Here is a 23608-nt window from a genome sequence, read left to right on the forward strand (position 1 = left end):
TCCAGCGTCGGGCGGCAGGCTTCCGTCGTCACGGCGAGGTCTCCAGGGTGGGGTGGGGCTGCGGCCGGGGGACGGCCGACGACCGCCGGGGGCGGCGGTCCTGCGCGACGGACGTTAGGGAGGCTGTGAGGTGCCTGGGGCCACGGGGAGGTGACCGCCCGGTGAACGCTCGCTGAGCATCCGCGAGCACGGGTAGCCTCACCTTCCCTGCGGGTGTAGGAGCTCCGGGCCCCCGCCGGCGGCGCCGTGCGGCAGGATCGGGCCATGACCCTCGACCCGTCGAACCCGTTCGCCGCCCCCAGCGACCTGCCGTTCGCGGTGCCGCCGTTCGACCGGATCCGCGTCGAGCACTACGCCCCCGCCTTCGAGGCCGGCATCGCCCAGCACCTCGCCGAGGTCGACGCGCTGCTGGCCGCCGACCTGACCCCCGCGCGGTTCCTCGACGCGCTGGAGTCGGCCGGGCAGCTCCTCGGGCGGGTCGAGGCGGTCTTCCACAACCTCGTCGGCACCGACGCCGACGACGCCCTGCGCGCCGTGCAGGCCGAGTACGCCCCGCGCCTGTCCGCCCACCACGACGCCGTCCGCCTCGACCCGCGCCTGGTCGCGCGCGTCCGGGAGCTGCACGAGGACCCCACCGCCGACCTCGACCCCGAGCAGCGCCGCCTCGTCGCCGAGCGCCACCGCGACGCCGTCCGCTCCGGGGCCCTGCTGGACGAGGCCGCCGCCGCCCGGCTGCGGGAGCTGAACGACGAGCTGGCGCGGCTCACCACCCGCTTCGACGTCGACCTGCTCGCCGACACCAACGCCCTCGCCGTCCACGTCACCGACGCCGGGGACCTGGAGGGGCTGGGTGCGGCCGAGCTCGCGCGGGCCGCGGCCGCGGCCGGCGAGCGCGGCGGGTACCTCCTGCCGCTCGTCCTGCCCACCGGGCAGCCCGTGCTGGAGACGCTGCGCCGCCGGGCGACCCGGCAGCGGGTCCACGAGGCGTCGGTGGCGCGCGGCGGCCGCGGCGGGGAGCACGACACCCGGGAGGTCCTGCTGCGGATCGCGGCGCTGCGGGCCGAGCGGGCCGCGCTGCTCGGCCACCCCGACCACGCCTCCTGGGTGATCGCCGACGAGACCGCCGGCGACGTGGCCGCCGCCGCCGCGATGCTGCGCCGCCTCGCGCCCGCCGCCGTCGCCAACGCCCGCCGCGAGGAGGCTGAGCTCACCGGCCTGCTGCACGCCGACGGCTTCGACGGGCCGCTGGAGCCGTGGGACTGGGCGTACTACGCCGAACGGCTGCGCCGGGAACGGTTCGCCGTCGACGCCGAGGCCCTCAAGCCCTGGTTCGAGCTCGAGCGCGTCCTCGTCGACGGGGTGTTCGCGACCGCGACCGCGCTGTACGGGCTGACGTTCACCGAGCGCACCGACGTCCCGGTGTTCTCCGCCGACGTCCGCGCGTTCGAGGTGGCCGACGAGTCCGGGCCGGTCGGCCTGTACCTGTTCGACCCCTACGCGCGCCAGGCCAAGCGCGGCGGGGCGTGGATGAGCTCCTTCGTGGAGCAGTCCCGGCTCCTGGGCGCCCGGCCCGTCGTCGTGAACTGCCTCAACGTGCCGAAGCCCGCCGCGGGGGACCCGGCGCTGCTGACCGTCGACGAGGTGGAGACGCTGTTCCACGAGTTCGGCCACACCCTGCACGGGCTGCTGTCCGACGTGCACTTCCCCCGGTTCTCCGGCACGAGCGTCCCGCGCGACTTCGTGGAGTTCCCCTCCCAGGTCAACGAGTTCTGGGGTTTCGAGCCCGACGTGCTGGCCCGCTACGCCCGCCACGTCGAGACCGGCGAACCGCTGCCCGCCGGGGCCGTGGAGGGGCTGCGGGCCGCCCGCCGGTACGGGCAGGGGTTCTCCACCACCGAGTACCTGGCCGCCGCGCTGCTGGACCTGGCCTGGCACCGCCTGGCCCCCGGCGCCCTCGACGGTTCCGCGCCCGAGGACGTGCAGCGGTTCGAGGCCGCCGCGCTGGCCGAGGCCGGGGTCGCGCTGGACACCGTGCCGCCGCGCTACCGCAGCACCTACTTCCACCACGTCTTCGGCGGCGGGTACGCCGCGGCCTACTACTCCTACGTGTGGAGCGAGGTCCTCGACGCCGACACCGTCGAGTGGTTCGCCGAGAACGGCGGCCTGCGCCGGGAGAACGGCGAGCGGTTCCGCCGCACCGTCCTGGCCCGTGGCGGCAGCGTCGACCCGCTGGCCGCCTACCGGGAGTTCCGGGGCCGCGACGCCGACCTCGCGCCGCTGCTGCGGCGGCGCGGCCTCGACGGCGCCTGAGCCCCGGAACCCCTCCCGGCCCGGGGCGGGCTCAGGCGGCGGGGCCCTCCGGGTCCTCGGCGCCCTTCCCCCGGCCCTGGTCCAGGACGTCGTCGCCCGCACCGCCGGACAGGCGGTCCGAGCCGTTCTCGCCGTGCAGGGCGTCGTCCCCGGCCCCGCCGAGCAGCACGTCGTCGCCGTTGCCCCCGCGCAGCACGTCGTCGCCGTCACCGCCGCACAGCACGTCGTCGCCGTTGCCGCCGGTGACGACGTCGTCCCCACCGAGCCCGGCGATGACGTCGCGCCCGTTCGTGCCCGTCAGCACGTCGTCGCCGGGGGTCCCGACGATCGTCGGGGTCAGGCCACCGCAGGTGGCCGGGGCGGGGGTCTGCAGGTCCAGGCCGAGCAGCACCGGGTCGTGGTCGCTGGAGCGGTAGGGGTCCGCCGCGTACAGGGCCGGGTCGCCGGTGTACTGGTAGGCGGAGGACTCCACCGAGTTGACGTTCCAGTGGGTGACGCCGGTGACCTTCGCGGTCAGTTCCGCGCTGGCCAGGGCGTGGTCCAGGGAGCCGGACAGCGCGTCGAAGACGTAGCTGTAGCGGCCCGGGTCGAACTCCGAACCCAGGTCGACCAGGCCCGCGGTGGTGCGCAGGACCTCGATCGGGTCCTCCTGCGTGTAGGCGTTGAAGTCGCCGAGGGCCACCACGTCGGGGTCGCCGGTGCTCTCGCGCAGGTCGGCCAAGAACCCGGCCAGCGACTGCGCCTGCCGGACGCGGTCGCCGTTGAAGGAACCCTGCCCGGTGTCGGCGTTGTCGCCGGTGCCGGTGCCGCCCTTGGACTTGAAGTGGTTGGCCACCACGGTGAACGCGTCGCCGTCCGCGGTGAACGTCTGCGCGATCGGCTCGCGGGCGTTGGACCAGACGGTCTCGTCGACCAGGCCGACGGGGTCGCCGACCGGCTGCACGACGCCCGGCTTGTAGATGACCGCGTTGCGGATGACGTCGCGGTCCACCGCGTACAGCTCCTGCGGCATCGGCACGTACGCCCACTCGTCGGACCCGGCCGCGGCGTTCAGCCGCCGCACCAGGTCCGCCAGCGCGGTGTCCGCGTTCCCGGGGGTCAGGCCGGTGGAGTCGGTGTCCTCGATCTCCATGAGGGTCACCACGTCGGCGCCCAGCGCGCGGATCGCGGGCACGATCTTCCCGGCCTGCTCCTCCAGCTCGGCCGGGCTCGTGGCCCCGCGGGCGTCGTCGCCGCTGAGGGTGAGGAAGTAGTTCAGCACGTTGAACGCGCCGACCTGCACGTCCCCGCCGACGGCCTCGGGGGCCCGCGGGCGGGTGTCCTGCGCGGCGAAGACGCCGTCGGCGCTGCCGTCGGCCGGCTGCAGCCGCCACGCGTCGAACCCGTAGCCGAGCACCAGCGGCTCGGTGAAGCTCAGCTCGTCGCCCACGCGCACCGGGGTGGCCGGGCTCAGGTACGGGCGGGTGGTGACCGACGTGCGGGCGCTGCTCGCGTCGTCGAGCACGACGCTGCGCAGCGCGTTCTGCGCGGCGACCGCGTCCGCCCCGGCGCCGGGGCGGGCCAGCTCGGTGGGCTGCACGAGGACCCCGCCCTCGGACAGGGTCAGCTCGCCGAAGCTCGTCAGGTCGTAGACCTCGCTGACGGTGAGGCGGTCGGCGGGGGCGACGAGCATCCCCTCCAGCCGCTCGCGGGCGGCGTCGTCGGCGGGCAGGTCCAGCGCGGCCGGCACGGGCAGGTCCGCCGCGGTGCCCTCGGCGACGACCGTCACGCCGGAGGCGCGGACCTGCGTCTGCCCGAAGCCCTCCTCGGCCCGCCCGGTGACGGTGACGGTGTCGCCGAGGTCCACGGCGGCGGTGCTGACGACGAAGACGCCGTCGGAGGTGGCGGGGTCGCCGTCGCCGTCGCGGTCCTGGAGGGAGAACCCGGACAGGCCCGGGGTGTCGCCGACGACGACACCGGTGACGGTGACCTGCCGGCCGGCCAGCGGCGTCGTCGCGCCGGGGCCCTGCACGGCGCCGATCTCGACGGTCCCGGCCGGGGGCTGCGGGTCCGGGTCGGCGGGCGCGGCGGCGTTCAGCGCGCCGGGGGTGGCGGCGGCCGGCCCGGACCACACCAGCGCGCCGGAGGCGTCGGGGGTGCGCTGCAGCGACTGCCCGGCGGGCGTGGTGCTGGACTCCGCGACGCCGACGTCGGTGCTCGTGAGGCCGTCGGCCGGGCCGCCGACCGCGGTGAGGGTGCCCTCGTAGCTGAGCAGCTCCAGCACCGTCCCGTCGGCGGCGACGAGGGCCACGGCGTCCGGGGCGCCGTTCTGCAGGCCGTCGACGGGGAACTCGACCACCGCCACCGCGGGGGCGCCGGCCGGGGCGGTGACCTCCGGGACGGCCGTGGTGCCGTATGGGGCGCCGCCGTTGCCGTTGTAGCGCACCAGCGACAGCCCCGCGGAGCTGGTGCCCGCGGGCAGCTGCACCTCCACGAACTCCCCGGTGTCGGTGCCGGCGTTGTCGTAGTGGATCTCCGAGACGAACGGCGTCGCCGGCGGGGCGGCCGCGGCGGGACCGGCGGCGATCACGGGCAGGCCGAGCGCCGTCAGCGAGACGGCGGCGGCACCGACGGCGGCGCGCCGGGCGCGGGCGCCCCGGCAGCCGGGGTGGAGGAACATGCGGGTCCTTCCGAGGTGGGTCACGGACGGTCGCACGTTAGGTGCGGCGTGTGACACGACCGTGGCCGGGAGGTGAACCGGAATCCGGGACGGCCCCCCGCGGTTGGCGCCGACGTGAAGACGATCGTGTACTCCGAGACCGGTCCGAGCTCCGTCCTGCGCCTGGAGGACCGCCCGCGGCCCGAGCCCGGCGCCGGGGAGGTGCGCGTGCGCGTCATCGTCTCCGGGGTCAACCCCACCGACTGGAAGTCCCGCAGCGGCGCCACCGGCGCCCTCCCCGCCGCCGAGGCCACCCCGAACCAGGACGGCGCGGGCGTCGTCGACGCCGTCGGGCCCGGGGTCGAGGACCTCGCCGTCGGGGACCGCGTGTGGACGTGCATGGCCGCCCAGGGCCGCCCCACCGGCACCGCGCAGGAGTACACCGTCCTGCCGGTCGAGCGGGTGACGCGGCTGCCCGACGGGGTGTCCTTCGACGTCGGCGCCTCCCTCGGCGTGCCCGCCGTCACCGCCCACCGCGCCCTCACCGTCGCCGAGGACGGCCCCCGCCGCCTGGCCCCCGGTGCCCTGGCCGGGCGCACCGTCCTCGTCGCCGGTGGCGCCGGGGCCGTCGGCCACGCCGCGATCCAGCTCGCCCGCTGGGCCGGCGCCACCGTGATCGCCACCGTCTCCGGCCCGGAGAAGGCCCGGCTGGCCACCGCCGCCGGCGCCCACCACGTCGTCAACTACCGCGAGCCCGACCCCGCCGCCGCGATCCGCGCCAAGGCCCCCGACGGCGTCGACCTCGTCGTCGAGGTCGCCCTCGGGCAGAACCTGGCGCTGGACCAGGCCGTGATCCGCCCGCGCGCCTCCATCGCCAGCTACGCCGACGACGGCGGTGGCGAGGCCCGCCTCGACGTGCGGGCCAACATGGTCCTCAACACCCGGCTGCAGTTCATCCTCATGTACACGATGGGTGCGCAGGCGCTGCGCGCCGCCGCCGAGGACGTCACCGCCGCCCTGCGCGACGGGGCCCTGCCCGTGGGGGAGGAGCACGGCCTGCCGCTGACGCGGTTCCCGCTGGAGCGGACCGCCGCCGCCCACGACGCCGTCGAGGGCGGCGTCGTCGGCAAGGTGCTCGTCGACGTCGCCGACCCGGGCTCCGCCCCCGCCTGAGCCCCCGCGGGGCTTCAGGCCGTCCCGGGACGTGCCGAAGGCTCCTCGGAGCACGGGCCGGGCACGTCACCGGCACTCGATCCGAGCAGGGCGGAGGCCCCTGGTGACCATCGGCAGCAGCCCCACGACCGGCACCCCCGCGGTGGGTCCGCCCCTCGTCATCGCCCACCGCGGGTACTCCGCCGTGGCCCCGGAGAACACCCTCGCCGCGTTCGAGGCGGCGCTGCGCTGCGGCGCGCACATGGTCGAGACCGACCTGCACCCCGCCGCCGACGGCTCCGCGGTCCTCATCCACGACGCCGAGGTCGACGCCACCACCGGCGGCAGCGGCCTGGTCGCCGACCTCGGGCCCGCCGAGCTCACCCGCCTCGACGCCGGTTCGTGGTTCTCCCCCGCCTACCGCGGCCAGCGCGTCCCGCTGCTGGTGGACCTGCTGGACCTGCTCACCGAGCACCCCGGCGCCCAGCTGCTGCTGGAGCTGAAGGGCGTCTGGGGCCGCGCGGAGGTCGAGGGGGTGCTGCGGGACCTGCGCCGCACCGGCGCCCTGGACCAGGTCGTCCTGCAGAGCTTCGAGGTGGGCACGCTGACCGCCGTGCAACGGCTGGCCCCGGGCGTGCGCCGCGCCGTGCTGCTCGACGAGCTCGACGACGACGCCCTCGCCCAGGGCCGCGCCCTGCGCCGCGACCTCGGCGTCATCGCCTGCAACCCCTCCGTGGCCGCCCTGGCGGCGCGGCCCGCCGCGGTCGCCGAGCTGCACGCGGCCGGGCTGCAGGTGTGGCCGTGGACCGTGGACGAGGCCGCGCTCTGGCGCGCGCTGGTCGAGGCCGGCGTCGACGGCGTCATCACCAACCGCCCCGACGGCCTCCTCGGCTGGCTCGAGGCGCGCGAGGACGCCCGTCCCGAACCCGCCGACCTCCTGCTGGCCGCCCTCGCCCAGCGCGGGCGCTCCGAGCCGGGCCCTGCGGCGGCGCCGCAGCGCGTGGCCGCACGCTGAGCCCGCGCCGCGCGTCCCGCCTCAGTTCCCCGGCAGCACCCCGTCGGCGTCCGGGACGCCGCCGTCGATGTCGTCGGCGTCCACGATCCGGTACGCGTACCCCTGCTCGGCCAGGAACCGCTGCCGGTGCGCGGCGAAGTCCTGGTCCTTGGTGTCGCGGGAGACGACCGTGTAGAACCGCGCCGCCCCGTGGTCGCCCTTGGGTCGCAGCACCCGGCCCAGCCGCTGCGCCTCCTCCTGCCGGGACCCGAACGAGCCCGACACCTGGATGGCGACCTTCGCCTCGGGCAGGTCGATGGAGAAGTTCGCGACCTTGCTCACGACCAGGGTGCTGATCTCCCCGTGCCGGAACGCGTCGAACAGCCGCTGACGCTCCTTCACCGACGTCTCGCCCTTGATGACGGGCGCGTCCAGCCGCGCCGCGAGGTCGTCGAGCTGGTCGATGTACTGCCCGATCACCAGCGTCGGCTGCCCCGCGTGCTGGGCCACGAGCTTCTCCACCACCCGCGACTTCTCCGGCGACGTCGAGCACAGCCGGTACCGCTCGTCGTCCTCGGCCGTGGCGTACGCCAGGCGCTCGGAGTCCGGCAGAGTCACCCGCACCTCGACGCAGTCCGCGGGCGCGATGTAGCCCTGCGCCTCGATGTCCTTCCACGGCGCGTCGTACCGCTTGGGCCCGATGAGGGAGAACACGTCGCCCTCGCGGCCGTCCTCGCGCACCAGCGTCGCCGTCAGCCCCAGCCGGCGGCGCGCCTGCAGGTCGGCGGTCATCCGGAAGATCGGCGCGGGCAGCAGGTGCACCTCGTCGTAGACGATGAGGCCCCAGTCGCGGGCGTCGAACAGCTCCAGGTGCGGGTAGACGCCCTTCCGCTTCGTCGTCACCACCTGGTACGTGGCGATCGTCACCGGGCGGATCTCCTTGCGGGCCCCGGAGTACTCGCCGATCTCGTCCTCGGTCAGCGAGGTCCGCTTCAGCAGCTCGTCGCGCCACTGCCGGGCCGAGACGGTGTTCGTCACCAGGATCAACGTCGTCGCGCGGGCCCGGGCCATCGCCGCGGCGCCCACGACCGTCTTGCCCGCCCCGCACGGCAGGACGACCACCCCGGACCCGCCGTGCCAGAAGCCCTCCACGGCCTCGTCCTGGTAGGGCCGCAGCGTCCAGCCGTCCTGCGCGAGGTCGATGGGGTGCGCCTCGCCGTCGACGTACCCGGCGAGGTCCTCCGCGGGCCAGCCGAGCTTGAGCAGGACCTGCTTGAGGTTCCCGCGCTCGCTGGGGTGCACCAGGACGGTGTCCGGCGTGATCCGCTCACCCAGCAGCGGCGCGACCTTCTTGCTGCGCAGCACCTCCTCCAGGACCGGGGCGTCGAGGGCGTGCAGGAGCAGGCCCCGCTCCTCGTCCTTGACCAGCTGCAGCCGGCCGTACCGGGCCATGGTCTCGGCCACGTCGACCAGCAGCGCGTGCGGCACCGAGTAGCGGGAGAACTCCAGCAGCGTGTCCACGACCTGCTCGGCGTCGTGCCCGGCCGCGCGGGCGTTCCACAGCCCCAGCGGCGTCAGCCGGTAGGTGTGGACGTGCTCGGGGGCGCGCTCGAGCTCGGCGAACGGCGCGATCGCCGCCCGGCACGCGCCCGCCCGGGGGTGGTCGACCTCCAGGAGCAGGGTCTTGTCGCTCTGGACGATGAGGGGTCCGTCGGTCACCTGAGGTCCAACCCCGCGCGGGCGCGTCTGCTTCCGGTCACCGGGCGAACAGGACGTTCACCGAGTTGGTGTCGAAGGTCGAGGTCTGGTCCCAGCCCCCGCCGATCCCGATGAGGATGAACAGCACGAACAGCACCACCGCCAGCAGGGACAGCCCCAGGTTGACCCAGGCGCAGATCTTCCCGGCCAGGACGAACCCCAGGCCCCGCTTGGTGCCCTGGGAGGCGAGGATCTCGCGGCGGGCCCCCGGGGCCAGCGCCAGCGCGACGATCGAGGCGATCCAGCCCAGGAGCGTGAAGGACAGCAGCAGGCCGCCGACGGCCGTCCAGCACACGGCGTGCGCCATGCCGGTCACGGGGGGCTGGCCGTAGCCGTACTGCTGGTCGGGGAAGGGCTGGTTGCCGTACGGCTGGTTCGCGTACGGCTGGCTGCCGTACGGCTGACTGCCGTACGGCTGACTGCCGTAGGGCTGGTTCCCGTAGGGCTGGTCGCCGTACGACGGGTTCCCGTACTGCTCGTTCCCGGACGACGGGTCCGGGTACGGCTGGTCGCCGCGCTGCCCGCCCGCGGCGGAGGGGTCGCCGTACCGCGGCAGGCTCTCCGTCGGCCCCGCCGCGTGCGAGCCGCCCGTCCCCCCGGACGACCCGGCGGCGCGGTACGGGTCGTGCGCGTCACCCGCGGGCGTCCCACCCGCACCGGCGTAGGGGTCCGGGGTCGGCTCGGCGTCCGGCTTCTCCCACCAGGACCGCTGTCCGTCGCCCTGCCCGTTGTCGCTCATGGTGGCCGTGCTCGCAATCGTCGTGGGTCGTCGGGGTCGTGACCTGTCCGGCTCGACGCTAGCCCACGGTCCCGACGCGGGCCTCCCGCCGCTCACCCGACTGCTCAGTCCGCGTCGACCACCCCGGTGACGCGGTGCACCGAGAACGACCGGACGGTGCGCTCGGCGTGGTCGAAGGCCGTGATGCGCCCGCCGTCGACGCCCAGCGGGTCCACCAGGAACCGCCCCGCCGTCCCGGTCGCGTCGACGTACCCGATCCACACCGGCCGCCGCCGCCCGGCGGCCTCGCGCAGCACCGACAGCGACGTCGAGGGGTCCATGGTCGGCAGCGCCGGCGCGTCCTTCTGCCGGTCGCGCCGCCGTTCGCGCTCGGCGAGGTCGTCGTCGCCGCCGCGCACCGTCTGCACCGCCGCCGCGACCAGCGAGGGCCCCGGCGCCGGCGGCTCACCGGTGACCGGCCGGGGCGCCGGGCGCGCCGTCGTGCGGTGCGCCGCGGGGCGCCGCACCAGCAGCTCCCCGGCCGGGCCCTCCGCGGCCGGGGCGGCCCCGACCTCCCCCAGCACCGCCAGCACCTCGTCCGGCTCGGCCGCGCTCGCCAGCACCGTCGGGGCCAGCGCGCGCAGACCCAGCGGGGCGCAGCGCTTGTCGGCCACCAGCTCGGCGAGCAGGGCCGGGTCCTCGGCCCGCACGTACGCCGCCGCCCGGCCCACCCGGACCCGGCCGTGGCGGCGGGCCATGTCCCGCACCAGGTACTCCAGCGGCTGCGGGACGCCCGTGGCGGACAGGTCGGCGAGGAACGCCAGGGCCTCGTCGGCGGTCAGCCCCTCGTCCAGCCCGCGGCGCACCGTCGCGGGGTCGAAGCGGTACACCGTCGCCCCGCCGCGGCTCTCCACCCGGGCCAGCGACTCCAGCCGGCGCGCCGCGGACGCCTCCAGCGGGCCGGGCGCCACGGCCGTCAGGTCGGCCTGCAGCAGCACCTCCCGCACCGGGGTGGGCAGCGTCGCGGCCAGCGCCTCCCGGGCGCCGTCCTCGTCCCCGGCCAGCAGCGCGCGGCCCGCGGGCGTCAGCGCCCCGGCGCCCAGCACCCCCAGCCACGACGCGTCGCGCACCGTCCAGCCGACGAGGTCGTCGCGCAGCCGGCTCGCGCGCCGGGGCGCCGCCCACCGCAGCCGGGCGGCCAGGTCGGGCACCGGGGCCGCGGCGTGCGCGGGCAGCTGCGCCAGCTCGGTCAGGACGGCGTGCCGGACCGCCGGCGCCGAGGCGCGGTCCAGGTCCGGGCCCAGGGCGTTGCGGGCGGCGTCCTTCGCGTCGCGGGACCCGACCATCGCGGGCACCCGCGTCGAGGGCAGCCACGCCGTGACCAGCGTCAGCCAGCGCTCGGGCAGGTCCGCCTCCAGCCAGGTGTCGAACGCGGGCGTGGGCAGCCAGCGCGGCTCGACCTCACCGTCGTCGGCGACCAGCCCGGCCACCCAGGCGGTCTCCACGACCAGCGCCGCGGTGGCCTCGTCGACCTCCAGGGCCGCCGCCGCGCGCCGCAGGTCGCGCACCCCCAGCCCGCCGGCGCGCAGCACCCCCGGACCGGCCTGCCCCCACGCCCGGCCCAGCTCGGCGACCAGCCGGCACGCCTCCGCGGCGGCCTCGGCGGAGGCGCCCAGCACCCGGGCCGCGGGGTGCTCGGTCACCGGCAGCGCCGGGGGCACCCGGTCGGGCGCGCGGTGGACCCGGCCCCCGCGCAGCGCCAGCGCGACCTCGCGGGGCAGCACGACCGTGCCGGGCCCGGAGACGGCGAGCAGCCCGTGCGAGAGCAGCCACTCGACGGGACCGGTGGCCGAGGCGGCCCGCACCTGCCGGTCGGCGCGCTCCACGGCACCCGTCGGGGGGCCCCACGTCAGCTTGTCCAGCACCGCCCGGACCCCCTCGGGGGCCCCGGCCAGCAGGTCCTGGACGGTCGCGGGGACCGCCAGGTGCGCGGTCAGCCGCTGCAGCGCGACCTCGGGGTCGTGGCTGACCTCCAGCCCCAGGTCCTCCAGCAGCTCGGCCAGCCGCTGCGGGGAGCGGCGCCCCAGCGCGTCGGCCAGCGTCGGGCCCAACCCACCCGGGTGGGGGCCCAGCAGCTCCCGCACCGCCGCGACCAGCCGCAGCCGGCGGTCCGGGCCCCACACCAGCGCCCGCCGGCGCAGGTCGGCCACCACGTCCCCGGCCCGCGCGCCCCACGCCTTCGACACGGCGGTCACGCTCGTGGGGTCGGGCAGCACGGCCAGCACCTCGGCGACCTGCACCGAGGGGGTGTCGAGCCGTTCGAGCGCGCGCTGGGTGCTGGCCCGCGTCGTGGCGCGGGTGGCCAGGGCCGTCGAGGACGTCGGCAACGGGGAGGCGAGGTCGGGCCGCGCGGCGAACAGGGCCTGCAGGTCCTCGTCCGCGCGGGCGCGCAGGTCCTCGGCGAGGGTGCGCGGAGCTGGGGCCGGGGGCATCGCAGCGAGCTTAGTGTCGGAACCCGGCCCTACCGTCCCGGCATGACCACCGACGAGGGGCTGCCCGCCGAACGACGCGAGTTCCTGTCCGCGCTGGGCAAGCACCGGCTGCTGTTCACCGCGACCCTGACCGGCCTGACCGACGAGCAGGCCGCCGCCCGCACCACCGTCAGCGAGCTGTGCCTGGGCGGTCTGGTCAAGCACGTCGGCCGGACCGAGGCGCGGTGGGCGGCCTTCGCCCGCGAGGGCGCCGCGGCGTTCCCCGCCTTCGAGGACACCGACTGGCAGGCCCGCGCCGACTCCTTCCGGCTGCTGCCGGGGGAGACCGTCGCCGAGGTGCTCGCCGACTACGCCGCCGTCGCGGCCCGCACCGACGACCTCGTCCGCACCGCCGACCTCGACCTGGCCCACGACCTGCCGCAGGCGCCCTGGTTCGAGCGGGAGCGGTGGAGCGTGCGGCGGGTCCTGCTGCACCTGGTCGCCGAGATCGCCCAGCACGCCGGGCACGCCGACCTGCTGCGCGAGGCGATCGACGGGCGCAAGTCGATGGGGTGACTCGCCGGGGCGGCGGTGTCGCAGGACGTCAGCGACGGTCGCGGGGGCGAGCCGGAGCAGCGGCGCACGACGCGCCTCGACCGCGACACCGGAGGTCGGCCGCCCGTCGATGACGTTCGCCCGCCCCGGCGTGGGGTGCGCCACGCCTGGGCGCTGACGAACGACCACCGCTCGGCGGCGCTCCCGACACGTGCGTGATCAGGCGCCACTCGGGACGTCCTCAGCTCCCGGCCAGGGCGCCCCCGACCTCCTGCAGCACGTCCATCGCGACGTCGAGCACGCGACCGTCGACGTCGTACGCCGGGTCCCACGAGGCGAGCGTCGCCGAGACGAGCGGCAACCGGCTCGTCGCGCCGCGGATGACGGCACGGACCTCGTCGCCGTCGAGCCCACCGGGCACCGCGTAGCCGTTCGCCCGCCCGACGGAGGTGTCCACCACGTCGAGGTCGACGTGGACGTGCAGGGCCTCGACGTGCGCAGCGAGACGTGCGACGACCTCCTGCACCACCCCGTCACCGGCGCGCAGTCGTGCGGGAGGCACCCACGTCATGGCCGAGGACTGCAGCGACGACTCCTCCGCCGGTTCGAGGGCGTGACCCCCGACCAGCGCGACGGCCTCGTCGCGCACGGGGAGGAACCCCGGGATCGTCGAGGCCAGGTTCTGCCAGCAGCGGCCGGTCAGGAGTGCGAGGGCCATGCCGTCGAAGAAGCCGCTCGTCGTGGTCCCGGGCACCTGCAGGTCGCCGTGCGCATCGAGCCACAGCACACCCACGCGCCTGCCGGCACGCGCGTGCGCGGCCATGACGCCGACGCTCGCGCCGCAGTTTCCGGCCAGGACCACCGGGGCCGCGCCACCTGCACCCCCCACCGCACCAGCGGTGCGACGCATGACCTCGATCCCACCCCCCACCTCCGTGACGAAGCGCCCGGGGATCGTGATCTCAGCGGTCTCGACGCGCGCGCCCGAGGACGCCAGGCGGGCGGCGGCTCCCGCGCGCACCAGTGCCGACGGTCCGGCGCCGTGGCGGGCTGACCGGTGTCCTGAGTCGTAGGGCACCTCGAGGACCTGGATGCGAACCATGCGCTCAGTGTCGTTCCCGTCCCCTGGTGGGCCGGGCAGGGAGCGCGGACCCCGTCGGTGCTGATCCCGCGGTCATCGGCAGGAGCGTGGAGTCGTCAGCGTCGGGCCTGCGGTCGGGCACACCTCCGACTCGGGGTCGGGACCCGGGGAGCGCCACCGCGACCGCTGGGAGCCTCGCCGGCGTCCTGCGCCCCGGCAGCGGGTCAGGTCGTGGGCGCCTCCTGCGGGAACCCGAACAGGTCGAACAACCGGGTGTCCAGGAACGAGGTGATGCGGCTGATCCGGCCGTCGGCCAGTTCGAGGGCCTGGATCGCGAACGGCACCAGCTCGCCGTGCTCGCCCACGGGCTTGTAGTGCGCGTAGGCGGGGGAGCCGTTCATCGTCACCGGCACCAGCTTCGAGCCGCGGCACCGGTGACCGGGGCCGACCATCCACGCGGCGATGTCGTCGGCCCCGGCCAGCCACAGCTCGAACGGCGGCATGTTCTGGGTGACGTCGGCCGCCAGCAGCCGCACGAACGCGTCGATGTCGTACGCCTCGAAGGCGCGGACGTACTCCTCCAGCAGGGCCCGGTGGCCGTCGTCGAGCGGTTCGGTGCGGTCGACGTCGGGCCGCTCGGCCAGGGTCGCGCGGGCCCGCTGCAGGGCGCTGTTCACCGACGCCGTCGTGGTGTCCAGCAGGGTGGCGACCTCCTCGGCCCGCCAGCGCAGCACGTCGCGCAGGATGAGGACCGAGCGCTGCCGCGGGGGCAGGTGCTGCAGCGCGGCGACGAACGCCAGCCGGATCGACTCGCGGGCGACCGCGATGTCGGCCGGGTCGCCGGCCTCGGGCAGGACCCGCTCGTCGACCATCGGTTCCAGCCAGGTGTCCTCGGGGCGGCTGCGGGCCAGCGACGCCTCCACCGGCTCCCACGCCGTGGCGGACAGGTCCATCGGGCGGGCCCGCTTCTTGCGGCCCTCGATCATCGTCAGGCACACGTTGGTGGCGATCCGGTACAGCCAGGACCGCAGCCCCGACCGCCCCTCGAACCCGTCGATGCTGCGCCAGGCCCGCACCATCGTGTCCTGCACGGCGTCCTCGGCGTCGAACGCCGACCCGAGCATCCGGTAGCAGTAGCCGGTCAGCTCGGCCCGGTGGGCGGCCAGTTCCGGTTCGAGCTCGTCGTGGGTGAAGGTCCGGGAGGTCGCCGGGCCGCTGGTGGTCCTCGTGTCGGAGGTGGTCACGGCTTCAGCAGAGCACAGGGCACCGACACGACGGGAGTACCCGCGGCCCCTGGTTGGATGGTCGCCCGTGCCGCCGATCGAGGTCCCCCTGCTGCTGCTGGCCGGCGTGCTGTCCGGCCTGGTCGGCGCGACCGCCGGGCTGGCGTCCCTGGTGTCGTACCCGGCGCTGCTGCTGACGGGCCTGTCGCCGCTGGCCGCCAACGTCACCAACAGCGTCGCGCTGCTGGGGGTGACCGCGGGCACCGCCGCCGGGTCGCGCCCCGAGCTGCGCGGGCAGGGGGCGCGGATGCTGCGGCTGCTGCCGATCGCGGCGGCCGGCGGGGCCGTGGGGTGCCTGCTGCTGCTGGCGCTGCCGCCGGGGGCGTTCGAGCTCGTCGTCCCCTTCCTCGTCGCGGGGGCGTCGGTGACGCTGCTGCTGCAGCCGCGGGTCAAGCAGCTGCAGCCGGGCCGGTTCTCCCCGCGCAACCCCCTCGTGCTGGCCGCGATCTTCGCCGTCGGCGTCTACGGCGGCTACTTCGGCGCGGCCGCCGGCGTGCTCATGCTGGCCCTCGCCGAGGTCCTGCACGCCCAGTCCCTGGCCCGCAACAACGCGCTGAAGAACATGCTGACGGGGGCCGCGAACACGGTCGCCGCCGTGGGGTTCGCGGTGTTCGGGCCCGTCGACTGGTGGGCCGCGCTCGCCCTGGGCGCCGGGTGCGTCGTCGGGGGCCGGATCGGGCCGCCGATCGTGCGCCGCGTCGACCCGCGCGTCCTGCGGGTCGTCGTCGCGGTCGCCGGGTTCGCGCTGGCGGTGCGGTTGCTGCTGGCGCGCTGACCGCGCGACGACCGGGTCCGCGCGCCGCGTCGCGTGGTAGGCAGGGCGCGTGCGCATCGCCCTCTCGCAGCTGAACAGCGGCACCGACCCCGCCGCCAACCTCGACCTCGCCCGCGCGGAGATCACCGCCGCCGCCGGGGCCGGGGCCCGGCTGCTGGTGCTGCCCGAGGCGTTCTCCTGCCGGTTCGGCGTCCCGCTGGGCCCGGTGGCCGAACCCGTCGACGGGCCGTGGGCGGCGGGGCTGGCCGAGGCCGCCGACGCCGCCGGGATCACCGTCGTCGCCGGGGCCTTCTCGCCCGGGCGCGACGGCCGGGTCCGCAACACCCTGCTGGCTCGCGGCGCCGGGGTGCGCGACCACTACGACAAGGTCCACCTCTACGACGCGTTCGGGTTCGCCGAGTCCGACACCGTGGAGGCCGGGACCCGTCCCGTCGTCCTGGACGTCGACGGCGTCGGGGTCGGGCTGGCGACCTGCTACGACGTGCGGTTCCCCGGCCTGTTCACGGCCCTGGCCGGCGCGGGCGCGCAGGTCGTGGTCGTGGCGGCCTCCTGGGGCGCCGGCCCCGGCAAGGTCGAGCAGTGGGACCTGCTGACCCGGGCCCGCGCCCTGGACTGCACCAGCTTCGTCGTCGCCTGCGGCCAGGCCGAGCCCGACGGGGCCGACGAGCCCGACGGGTCGGCCCCGACCGGGGTGGGGCACAGCCGGGTCGTCGGGCCGCTCGGGCGGGTCGTGGCCGCCCTCGGGGCCGCGCCGGGGCGCCTCGTCGTCGACCTCGACCTCGGTGAGGTCGCCGCGGCCCGGGCCGCGGTGCCGGTGCTCACCGGCCGCCGGGTGTGACCGGCACCGTTCACGCCAGCGAGGCCATGCCCTCCGGCAGCGGCTCGGCGTGCAGGACGTGCAGCTCCTGCGTCGCGCGGGTCAGCGCCACGTAGAGGTCGTTCGCCCCGCGCGGGCGGCGCAGCACCGCGGCCGGCTCGACGACCACGACGACGTCGAACTCCAGGCCCTTGGCCCGGTGCACGTCCAGCACCGAGACCCCGGCGTCGAGGTCGTCGGGGGAGGCGGCCACCGACCCCGGCGGCAGCGCGGCCGCCACGGCCGCGCGCAGCGCGTCCGAGCCCAGCGGGCCGTCCTGCTCGGCGGTCAGGACCGCGATGCGGCCCTCGTCCAGCGTCGCGAAGCGGTCCCGGACGTGCTCGACGACCGAGGACGCGCCGGTCAGCGGCAGGGCCAGGGGGTCGTGCTCGCCCTCGCGCACCGGCGTGGGCGGGTTCGCGGAGATCCCCGCCGCGCGCAGCACGTCGGCCGCGACGCGGGAGATCCGGGCGGGCGTGCGGTAGTTGACGGTCAGCTCCTCCAGCCGCCAGCGGTCGTCGACGACGGGCTTGAGCGCCTGCGCCCAGCTGCGCGCGCCCGCCGGGTTCGACGTCTGCGCGACGTCCCCCACGAGCGTCATCGACCGCGACGGGCAGCGCCGCTCCACGAGCCGCCAGGCCATCGCGGACAGCTCCTGCGCCTCGTCGACGACCACGTGCCCGTAGGCCCAGGTGCGGTCCACGGCGGCGCGCTCGGCGACGGTCCCGGTGGGGCCGGACCCGGAGAAGCGGTCGGCCAGCAGCTCGGGGCTGACCAGGGGGTTCCCCACCCCGGACGCCTCGAAGTCCTCCAGCACCTTGCGGGCGTAGGCGAGCTGCTCCTCGCGCTCGGCGGCCGCGCGCGCGGAGGTGACGCTCTCCTCCAGCGGCCCGAGCAGCTCGGCGAGCTCGTCCAGCAGCGGCACGTCGGCCTCCGACCAGGCCGCCGGGTCCTCGCGGTGCAGCGCCTCGCGGTCGCGCGCGGACAGCTGCGGGGCGACCTCGGCCAGCAGCGCCGGGTTCCGGTACAGGGCCGAGAGCACCTTCTCCGGCGTCAGCGGCATCCAGCACAGGTTGACCTCGCGGCGGACGTCGACGTGCTCGCGCAGCTCGGCGACCAGGTCGTCGCGCTCCTCGCCGAGGTCGACGCCGCGGGCGCGGGCCAGCGAGTTCACCATCGTGTTCAGCACCTCGCGCACGAACGTGACGCGGGCCAGGTTGTGCGGCTTGCGGCTGCGGCGGGCCCGGGTGCGGGCCGCGGCGACCGCGTCGGGCCGCAGCTGGACCCGGGTGCCGTCCAGGTCGAAGCGCAGCGGCCGGGCGGGCACCCGCTGCCGGGCGGCGACGGCCGCCTCCAGCACGTCGACCATCCGCAGCGAGCCCTTGACGCGGGCCGCGTCGGGGGAGTCCTCGCCGCGCGCGACGACGCCGGGGTACATCTCGCCCAGCGTCAGGGTCACCACGCCGGTCTCCCCGAGCGCCGGCAGCACCTGCTCCACGTAGCGCAGGAACACCGGGCTGGGGCCCAGCAGGAGGACGCCGCTGCGGGCCAGCCGGTCGCGGTGGGTGTAGAGCAGGTAGGCGGTGCGGTGCAGCGCGACGGCCGTCTTGCCGGTCCCCGGCCCGCCCTGCACGACGAGCACGCCGCGCTCGGAGGCGCGGATCACCCGGTCCTGCTCGGCCTGGATGGTGGCGACGATGTCGCCCATGCGGCCGGTGCGGGGGGCGGTGACGGCCGCGAGCAGGGCCGCGTCGCCGGTGGTGCGCTCGCCCTCGGCGGCGACCAGCACCTCGTCGTCGAGGCCGGTGACCCGGCGCCCGGAGGTCAGCAGGTGCCGGCGGCGCACGACGTCGCGGGGGGAGGCGGCGGTGGCCTGGTAGAAGTCCTGGGCCGCCGGGGCCCGCCAGTCGACGAGGATCTGGGTGCCGCGGTCGTCGGCCAGGCCGAGGCGGCCCACGTAGCGGCGCGGGTCCTCGGTGCCCGGGCGCAGGTCCAGCCGCCCGAAGCACAGCCGGTTCTCCACCGACCACAGCTGCGCGAGCCGGTCCTCGTACAGGGTCGCGAAGGCGTCCCGCTCGAAGCGGCTCTGGTGGGTGCCGGTGGCGGTGGTGCGGCGCACCTCGGCGAGCTGGTCGGCCGTCTGCTCGCGCAGGACGTCCAGGCGGGCGTACAGCGTGCCGACGTGCTCGTCCTCGCGTGCGACCTCCTGCTCGGTCGCAGGGGTGACGCTCGGCTCGGTGGACTGGCTCACTCGGGCGGCTCCTCGCGCAGGTCCTCGTGCGTGCCGTCGAAACGGCACCGAAGAAGAGTAGAGCCGGGTCCGGGGCACCCGGCGGGCGGACCCGCGGGTCCACCCGTCCGGCGGCGCCCGCGCGCCCCGGCCCGGGGAGGGCGCCCGTGTTCGCCGTCCGCGGATCCGGGGCGCGCGCGGCCCCTCCCGCTGACGAACGGGGCCGGACGTGCTAGGTTTCCCGGTAGTCGCAGTTTCTCGTCGTGCTAGCAGCGCCCGGGGGATCACCGAGGGGCAAGCACGCTCACCACAAAGGTCAGCACCCTCGGCGGCGAGTCCCACCTCGTGTGGGGCGCAAGACCCGAGGAGGCCTCATGGCTCAGGGAACTGTCAAGTGGTTCAACGGTGAGAAGGGCTTCGGCTTCATCGCCCCCACCGACGGTGGTCCGGACGTCTTCGTCCACTACTCCGCGATCTCCGGCAACGGGTACCGCAACCTCGAGGAGAACGACACCGTCGAGTTCGAGGTGACCCAGGGCGCCAAGGGCCCCCAGGCCGCCAACGTCGTGCGTCTCTGATCCTCGCGATCTGACGAACGCCGCCGCGACCCCCGCCCCCTCGTGGGACGGGGGTCGCGGTGCGTTCAGCGCCGTTCCAGGACCCCGCGGACGTAGGCGGCCTGCGCCGCGTGCTCCAGGTCGTCGTCCGCGACGCTCACCAGCCGCACCCCGAGGGTGACCGGCGGGTCCCACGCCTCGTCGACGACGCGGTCCAGGTCGGCGTCGGTGAGCCCGCGCAGGTACCCGACCGTCCGGGCGTGGACGGCGTCGAGGTACCCGGTCAGCAGCTCCGCGGAGGCCCGCACCCGCCCCACCTGCCCGGCGTCGTGGCCGTAGCCGGTCTCGGCCGCCTCGAACGGCAGCCCGAACCGGTCCGCCCAGCCGTCCGCCGTCCACGTCTGCTCCCGGCCCGCGACCTCGCTGACGTGGTCGTCCTGCACCCGGGCCAGGTGCCACACCAGCCAGGCGATGCTGTTGGCGCCGGGGTCCAGCCGCGCGCTCAGCGCGTCCTCGTCCAGACCGTCGACCACGGCGTGCACGGCGTCGGGGATGCGGCCGTAGAGGTCCAGCAGCAGGTCCTTGGTGTCCATGCCCCCAGCCTCGGCGGACGGAGGGCCCGCCGCACCCGCGGGGTTGCTCCGGACGGGCGATCATCGGCGCCGGGGTGCAACGCCGGCCCCCGCGCCGCGATGGACCCCTCGTGACGCAACGCGAGCTCCTCGAACGCTGGTGGTCCACCCTGGACGCGCCGGTGCGCCGCGACGTGCTCCGGGTCCGGCCCGGCGACTTCCTCGACGAGGCGGTGGCCCGGGACCTGCAGCGCTCCGGCGTGCACGTGCCGGGCGTGGCGCTCGCCGTCGACGTCGCCGGTGACGTGCGCCGCGGCGTCGTGCACGTCCAGCCCCGCGAGCTCACCGACTTCCTCGTCGCCGTCCGCTGATCCGCGCCGGGAGGCAACCGGCGGGCGCTCGCGCGCGTCACCTCCCCGTGAGCCGATCCCGATGCCGATCCCGATGCCGATCCTGGGGACGTGCGTGGGCGGCGGTCGCGTCCGCCGTGCTGGCCGGTGCCGTCGCGGGGTGCGCGGCGCCCCGGGCCCCGCTGCCCCCGCCGACCACCCCCGCGACCCCGACCGCCGCGACCGGCCCGGTCCCCACCGGTGGGGCGCCGGCCGCGACGGCGCTGACCCTGACCACGGCCGGCGGCCTGGTGCTGGCCACGACCGTGGAGGGAGGGGCGTCGCTGGAGGACCCCGCCGCGACGGGCTCCTCGCCGCCGATGCTGCGCTGGTACGCCGAGCCCGGGGGCGCCCCGGGGACGTACGTGCTGCGCAACGCGGCGACCACCGACGACCGGGACGTGTGCCTGCAGGTGCCCGCGGAGGGGACCGTCTCCAGCGGGACGTGCGGCCCGTCCACCGACCAGCGGTTCGAGCTGGCCGCGCGGGGCCCGGCGGCCCACGTGCTGCGCTCGCCGTCCGGGTTCGTGGTGGCCGCGGCCGACGGTGGGCTGACGACCTCGCCCGACGCGGCCGCCGCGACGCCGTTCGTGGTCTCCGACGCCGACCGCGCCGGGACCGTCCCGGACCTGTGAGGCCCGGGACGGTCCCGGGGGGTCAGAGGCGGGCGCGGGCCCGCAGGAAGGTGCCGATCCGGCCGACCGCGTTCTCCAGGTCCTCCACCCGCGGCAGCGTGACGATCCGGAAGTGGTCCGGCCGCGGCCAGTTGAACCCGGTGCCCTGCACCACGAGGACGTGCTGGTCCTCCAGCAGGTCCACGATCAGCTGGTAGTCGTCGGAGACCGCGTGGACCTCCGGGTCCAGGCGCGGGAAGCAGTAGAGGGCGCCGCGGGGTTTGACGCAGCTGACGCCGGGGATGGCGTTGAGCAGCTCCCACGTGCGGTGCGACTGCTCGGACAGCCGCCCGCCGGGCAGCACGAGGTCGTTGATCGACTGGTGGCCCGACAGGGCGGCCTGCACGACGTGCTGCGCGGGCACGTTGGCGCACAGCCGCATGTTCGCCAGCAGGTCCAGGCCCTCGATGAAACCGCTGGCGTGGGCCTTGGGGCCGGACAGGTACATCCAGCCCGAGCGGAACCCGGCCACCCGGTACGCCTTGGACAGCCCGTTGAACGTCAGGCACAGCAGGTCCGGGGCCAGCGAGGCGGTCGAGACGTGCACGGCGCCGTCGTAGAGGATCTTGTCGTAGATCTCGTCGGACAGGACCAGCAGGCCGTGCTCGCGCGCGACCTGGAGGATCCCCTCGAGCACCTCGGTGCCGTACACCGCGCCGGTGGGGTTGTTGGGGTTGATGACGACGACGGCCTTGGTGCGGGGGGAGACCTGGGAGCGCAGGTGCTCCAGGTCCGGTTCCCAGCCGGCCGACTCGTCGCACAGGTAGTGCACGGCGCGCCCGCCGGCCAGGCTGACCGCGGCGGTCCACAGCGGGTAGTCCGGCGCGGGGACGAGGACCTCGTCGCCGTCGTTGAGCAGCGCCTGCATCGCCATGACGATGAGTTCGCTGACGCCGTTGCCCATGTAGACGTCGGCGACGCCGACGTCGGTGACGCCCTTGAGCTGGCTGGACTGCACGACGGCGCGGCGGGCCGACGGGATGCCCTTGCTGTCGCTGTAGCCCTGCGCCACGGGCAGGTTGGCGATCATGTCCTGCAGCAGTTCGTCCGGGGCCTCGAAACCGAACGGCGCGGGGTTGCCGATGTTCAGCTTCAGGATCCGGTTGCCGGCCTCTTCGAGCTGCTGGGCCCGCCGCAGGGCGGGTCCCCGGACGTCGTAGAGGACGTTGGCGAGTTTGTCCGACTGCTCGAAGTTCATGACCGGCCTTCTCGAGGTCTGCTGGGCCCGCTCAGCTTGGCACGAGGCCCCCGCGCGCGCCGAGGAGGTCGAGGGGGGTAGCGCCCCGGAGTGTCGTCGGGTAGCACTACTCGGTTGCCGTCGCCGGGGAGGGCCGACAGGGTGGGGTGGTGCGCCCGCTGACCTACTACGTCGGTTCCAGCCTCGACGGTTTCATCGCCGGCCCGGGCGGTGAGATCGAGCACTACCCCTTCGGCGAGGACCACCTGGCGCAGGTGGTCGAGGACCACCCCGAGGTCCTGCCCGGGCACGTGCGCCGCGCGGTCGGGGCCGACGACCGGCCCAACGTCCGGTTCGACACGGTCGTGATGGGCTGGGACACCTACCGCCCGGCGCTGGAGGCGGGCATCGGCAGCCCGTACCCGCACCTGCGGCAGGTGGTGGCGTCGCGGACCCGCACCCCGTCCGACCCCGCGGTGGAGCACACGGCCGACGCGCTGCGCACGGTCCGGGAGCTGAAGGAGCAGGACGGGGCGGGCCTGTACCTGGCCGGCGGGGGGCGGCTGGCGGCCTCGCTGGCCGACGAGATCGACGAGCTCGTCGTGAAGGTGTACCCGGTGCTGCAGGGGCAGGGGGTCCCCGCCTTCGGCGGCCCCTTCCACCCGCGGGCGTTCACGCTGACCGGTTCGCGCGCGTTCAGCAGCGGGGCGGTGGTCCTGTCCTACGTCCGCCGCCGGTGAGCCGGGTGGGCCGGGCGGTGCCGGCCGTCGCGCTGGTGGTGGCGTCGGGCGCGTGGCTGGGTGCGTGGCTGGGTGTGGAGGCGGTGCACGCGGTGGCCGCGCGCCGGGGACTGCCCCCCGGGGCCCGCCGCGCCGGTCACGACCCCGACGTCGTGGTGGTGCTGGGCTGCCCGCCGCGCCCGGACGGGTCGGCCGGTGCGATGCAGCGCTGGCGCACGCTCATCGCGGTCCGCACCTCCGCCCGGGCGCGGCTGGTGTTCTCCGGGTACGCCCGGGAAGGGTTGCCGAGCGAGGCCGCGGTGATGGCCGCGCACGCCGTCGACGTCCTGGGGTGCGACCCGCGCCGGGTGCGGTGCGAGGAGTCGGCGCGCTCGACGTGGCAGAACGTGGAGTTCACGGTCGGGCAGGTGGGCCCGGGGCAGCGGCTGGCGATCGCGTCGTCGCCGGTGCACGCGTGGCGGGCCCGCCGCTACCTGGCCCGGCAGCGGCCGGACCTGGTGGCGCGGCTCGTGCCGGCCGACGACTACCGGTTCGGGGAGCGGTGGGGGCTGAAGGCGCTGACCGTCCTGTACGACGGGGGGCGGTCGCTGGGGTTGCGGTGGCCCGGTGGGCCGGTGCCCCGGCACGGCGCGCCCGGCGACCGACCGGGGTGAGGGCGGGTGGGGCCGCCCACCGGGG

At 76.1% G+C, this 23608-nt stretch carries 20 protein-coding genes; 11 read left to right on the forward strand and 9 right to left on the reverse strand.

All coding sequences use genetic code 11. The annotated features are described in order from the left end of the window. Window positions 1–264: 264 nt before the first annotated feature. The gene (locus ACRYM6_RS07350; protein ID WP_432542168.1) at window positions 265–2310 is read left to right on the forward strand and encodes a M3 family metallopeptidase; all 2046 of its coding nucleotides are present in this window, start codon (window positions 265–267) and stop codon (window positions 2308–2310) included. Between the two features lie 31 nt (window positions 2311–2341). On the opposite strand, the gene ACRYM6_RS07355 is transcribed toward ACRYM6_RS07350, so the two are convergent. Next, on the reverse strand, window positions 2342–4969 hold the full coding sequence (locus tag ACRYM6_RS07355) for an ExeM/NucH family extracellular endonuclease (protein WP_432542169.1): 2628 nt from the start codon (window positions 4967–4969) through the stop codon (window positions 2342–2344). A gap of 114 nt (window positions 4970–5083) precedes the next feature. Between ACRYM6_RS07355 and ACRYM6_RS07360 the strand changes: the two genes are divergently transcribed. Both ACRYM6_RS07360 and ACRYM6_RS07365 read left to right on the forward strand, forming a co-directional pair. Next, window positions 5084–6121: an NADPH:quinone reductase gene (locus ACRYM6_RS07360; protein ID WP_432542170.1), complete on the forward strand. Its 1038-nt coding sequence runs from the start codon at window positions 5084–5086 to the stop codon at window positions 6119–6121. Between the two features lie 103 nt (window positions 6122–6224). Beyond that, on the forward strand, window positions 6225–7115 hold the full coding sequence (locus ACRYM6_RS07365) for a glycerophosphodiester phosphodiesterase (RefSeq protein ID WP_432542171.1): 891 nt from the start codon (window positions 6225–6227) through the stop codon (window positions 7113–7115). Between the two features lie 21 nt (window positions 7116–7136). Here the strand turns inward: ACRYM6_RS07365 and ACRYM6_RS07370 are convergent, their stop codons facing one another. The 3 genes from ACRYM6_RS07370 to ACRYM6_RS07380 form a co-directional block, all read right to left on the reverse strand. Next, entirely contained in the window at window positions 7137–8813 is a 1677-nt protein-coding gene (locus ACRYM6_RS07370; RefSeq protein WP_432542172.1) for a DNA repair helicase XPB, read from the reverse strand. A 37-nt stretch (window positions 8814–8850) separates the two neighbouring features. Further along, window positions 8851–9591, reverse strand: coding sequence for a DUF4190 domain-containing protein (locus tag ACRYM6_RS07375; RefSeq protein ID WP_432542173.1), 741 nt, complete (start codon window positions 9589–9591; stop codon window positions 8851–8853). Between the two features lie 104 nt (window positions 9592–9695). Beyond that, complete coding sequence (locus ACRYM6_RS07380; RefSeq protein WP_432542174.1) at window positions 9696–12062, reverse strand: helicase-associated domain-containing protein; 2367 nt, start codon at window positions 12060–12062, stop codon at window positions 9696–9698. Between the two features lie 42 nt (window positions 12063–12104). On the opposite strand from ACRYM6_RS07380, the gene ACRYM6_RS07385 reads away from it, so the two are divergent. Next, on the forward strand, window positions 12105–12617 hold the full coding sequence (locus ACRYM6_RS07385; protein WP_432542175.1) for a DinB family protein: 513 nt from the start codon (window positions 12105–12107) through the stop codon (window positions 12615–12617). 220 nt (window positions 12618–12837) lie between these two features. Here ACRYM6_RS07385 and ACRYM6_RS07390 read toward each other — a convergent pair whose 3' ends face one another. After that, window positions 12838–13698: an arginase family protein gene (locus ACRYM6_RS07390; protein WP_432542176.1), complete on the reverse strand. Its 861-nt coding sequence runs from the start codon at window positions 13696–13698 to the stop codon at window positions 12838–12840. Between the two features lie 203 nt (window positions 13699–13901). Further along, window positions 13902–14921, reverse strand: coding sequence for a sigma-70 family RNA polymerase sigma factor (locus ACRYM6_RS07395; RefSeq protein WP_432542177.1), 1020 nt, complete (start codon window positions 14919–14921; stop codon window positions 13902–13904). Between the two features lie 67 nt (window positions 14922–14988). Here ACRYM6_RS07395 and ACRYM6_RS07400 point away from each other — a divergent pair, with 67 nt between their 5' ends. Together ACRYM6_RS07400 and ACRYM6_RS07405 are read left to right on the forward strand one after the other, a co-directional pair. Continuing rightward, entirely contained in the window at window positions 14989–15735 is a 747-nt protein-coding gene (locus ACRYM6_RS07400) for a sulfite exporter TauE/SafE family protein (RefSeq protein ID WP_432542178.1), read from the forward strand. A gap of 49 nt (window positions 15736–15784) precedes the next feature. Next, window positions 15785–16573 (forward strand): nitrilase-related carbon-nitrogen hydrolase, encoded by a 789-nt coding sequence (locus tag ACRYM6_RS07405; RefSeq protein ID WP_432542179.1) that lies wholly within the window; start codon window positions 15785–15787, stop codon window positions 16571–16573. Between the two features lie 10 nt (window positions 16574–16583). Here the strand turns inward: ACRYM6_RS07405 and ACRYM6_RS07410 are convergent, their stop codons facing one another. Further along, complete coding sequence (locus tag ACRYM6_RS07410; protein WP_432542180.1) at window positions 16584–18842, reverse strand: HelD family protein; 2259 nt, start codon at window positions 18840–18842, stop codon at window positions 16584–16586. 353 nt (window positions 18843–19195) lie between these two features. On the opposite strand from ACRYM6_RS07410, the gene ACRYM6_RS07415 reads away from it, so the two are divergent. Then, window positions 19196–19399 (forward strand): cold-shock protein, encoded by a 204-nt coding sequence (locus tag ACRYM6_RS07415; protein ID WP_106212702.1) that lies wholly within the window; start codon window positions 19196–19198, stop codon window positions 19397–19399. Between the two features lie 65 nt (window positions 19400–19464). Here ACRYM6_RS07415 and ACRYM6_RS07420 read toward each other — a convergent pair whose 3' ends face one another. Next, the gene (locus ACRYM6_RS07420; protein WP_432542181.1) at window positions 19465–19971 is read right to left on the reverse strand and encodes a mycothiol transferase; all 507 of its coding nucleotides are present in this window, start codon (window positions 19969–19971) and stop codon (window positions 19465–19467) included. A 110-nt stretch (window positions 19972–20081) separates the two neighbouring features. Here ACRYM6_RS07420 and ACRYM6_RS07425 point away from each other — a divergent pair, with 110 nt between their 5' ends. Beyond that, complete coding sequence (locus tag ACRYM6_RS07425; protein WP_432542182.1) at window positions 20082–20321, forward strand: hypothetical protein; 240 nt, start codon at window positions 20082–20084, stop codon at window positions 20319–20321. A gap of 116 nt (window positions 20322–20437) precedes the next feature. Next, window positions 20438–20974 (forward strand): hypothetical protein, encoded by a 537-nt coding sequence (locus tag ACRYM6_RS07430; protein ID WP_432542183.1) that lies wholly within the window; start codon window positions 20438–20440, stop codon window positions 20972–20974. Between the two features lie 22 nt (window positions 20975–20996). Here ACRYM6_RS07430 and ACRYM6_RS07435 read toward each other — a convergent pair whose 3' ends face one another. Further along, on the reverse strand, window positions 20997–22211 hold the full coding sequence (locus ACRYM6_RS07435; protein WP_432542185.1) for a pyridoxal phosphate-dependent aminotransferase: 1215 nt from the start codon (window positions 22209–22211) through the stop codon (window positions 20997–20999). Between the two features lie 149 nt (window positions 22212–22360). Between ACRYM6_RS07435 and ACRYM6_RS07440 the strand changes: the two genes are divergently transcribed. Both ACRYM6_RS07440 and ACRYM6_RS07445 read left to right on the forward strand, forming a co-directional pair. Continuing rightward, a complete protein-coding gene (locus ACRYM6_RS07440) occupies window positions 22361–22930 on the forward strand; it encodes a dihydrofolate reductase family protein (protein WP_432542186.1) in 570 nt (189 codons plus the stop codon). Continuing rightward, window positions 22927–23583: a YdcF family protein gene (locus ACRYM6_RS07445; protein WP_432542187.1), complete on the forward strand. Its 657-nt coding sequence runs from the start codon at window positions 22927–22929 to the stop codon at window positions 23581–23583. The genes ACRYM6_RS07440 and ACRYM6_RS07445 overlap by 4 nt, the downstream gene beginning before the upstream one ends. Window positions 23584–23608 lie beyond the last annotated feature (25 nt).

This window comes from Kineococcus rugosus, assembly GCF_050871975.1.
In the GTDB taxonomy this organism is placed as follows: Bacteria; Actinomycetota; Actinomycetes; order Actinomycetales; family Kineococcaceae; genus Kineococcus.

Bases quoted from the DNA above. Each gene is read 5' to 3' on its own strand.
- ACRYM6_RS07350 (WP_432542168.1), top strand. From the start codon at position 265: ATGACCCTCGACCCGTCGAACCCGTTCGCCGCCCCCAGCGACCTGCCG.
- ACRYM6_RS07380 (WP_432542174.1), bottom strand. From the start codon at position 12,062: ATGCCCCCGGCCCCAGCTCCGCGCACCCTCGCCGAGGACCTGCGCGCC.
- ACRYM6_RS07415 (WP_106212702.1), top strand. From the start codon at position 19,196: ATGGCTCAGGGAACTGTCAAGTGGTTCAACGGTGAGAAGGGCTTCGGC.
- ACRYM6_RS07435 (WP_432542185.1), bottom strand. From the start codon at position 22,211: ATGAACTTCGAGCAGTCGGACAAACTCGCCAACGTCCTCTACGACGTC.
- ACRYM6_RS07385 (WP_432542175.1), top strand. From the start codon at position 12,105: ATGACCACCGACGAGGGGCTGCCCGCCGAACGACGCGAGTTCCTGTCC.
- ACRYM6_RS07375 (WP_432542173.1), bottom strand. From the start codon at position 9,591: ATGAGCGACAACGGGCAGGGCGACGGACAGCGGTCCTGGTGGGAGAAG.
- ACRYM6_RS07355 (WP_432542169.1), bottom strand. From the start codon at position 4,969: ATGTTCCTCCACCCCGGCTGCCGGGGCGCCCGCGCCCGGCGCGCCGCC.
- ACRYM6_RS07420 (WP_432542181.1), bottom strand. From the start codon at position 19,971: ATGGACACCAAGGACCTGCTGCTGGACCTCTACGGCCGCATCCCCGAC.
- ACRYM6_RS07390 (WP_432542176.1), bottom strand. From the start codon at position 13,698: ATGGTTCGCATCCAGGTCCTCGAGGTGCCCTACGACTCAGGACACCGG.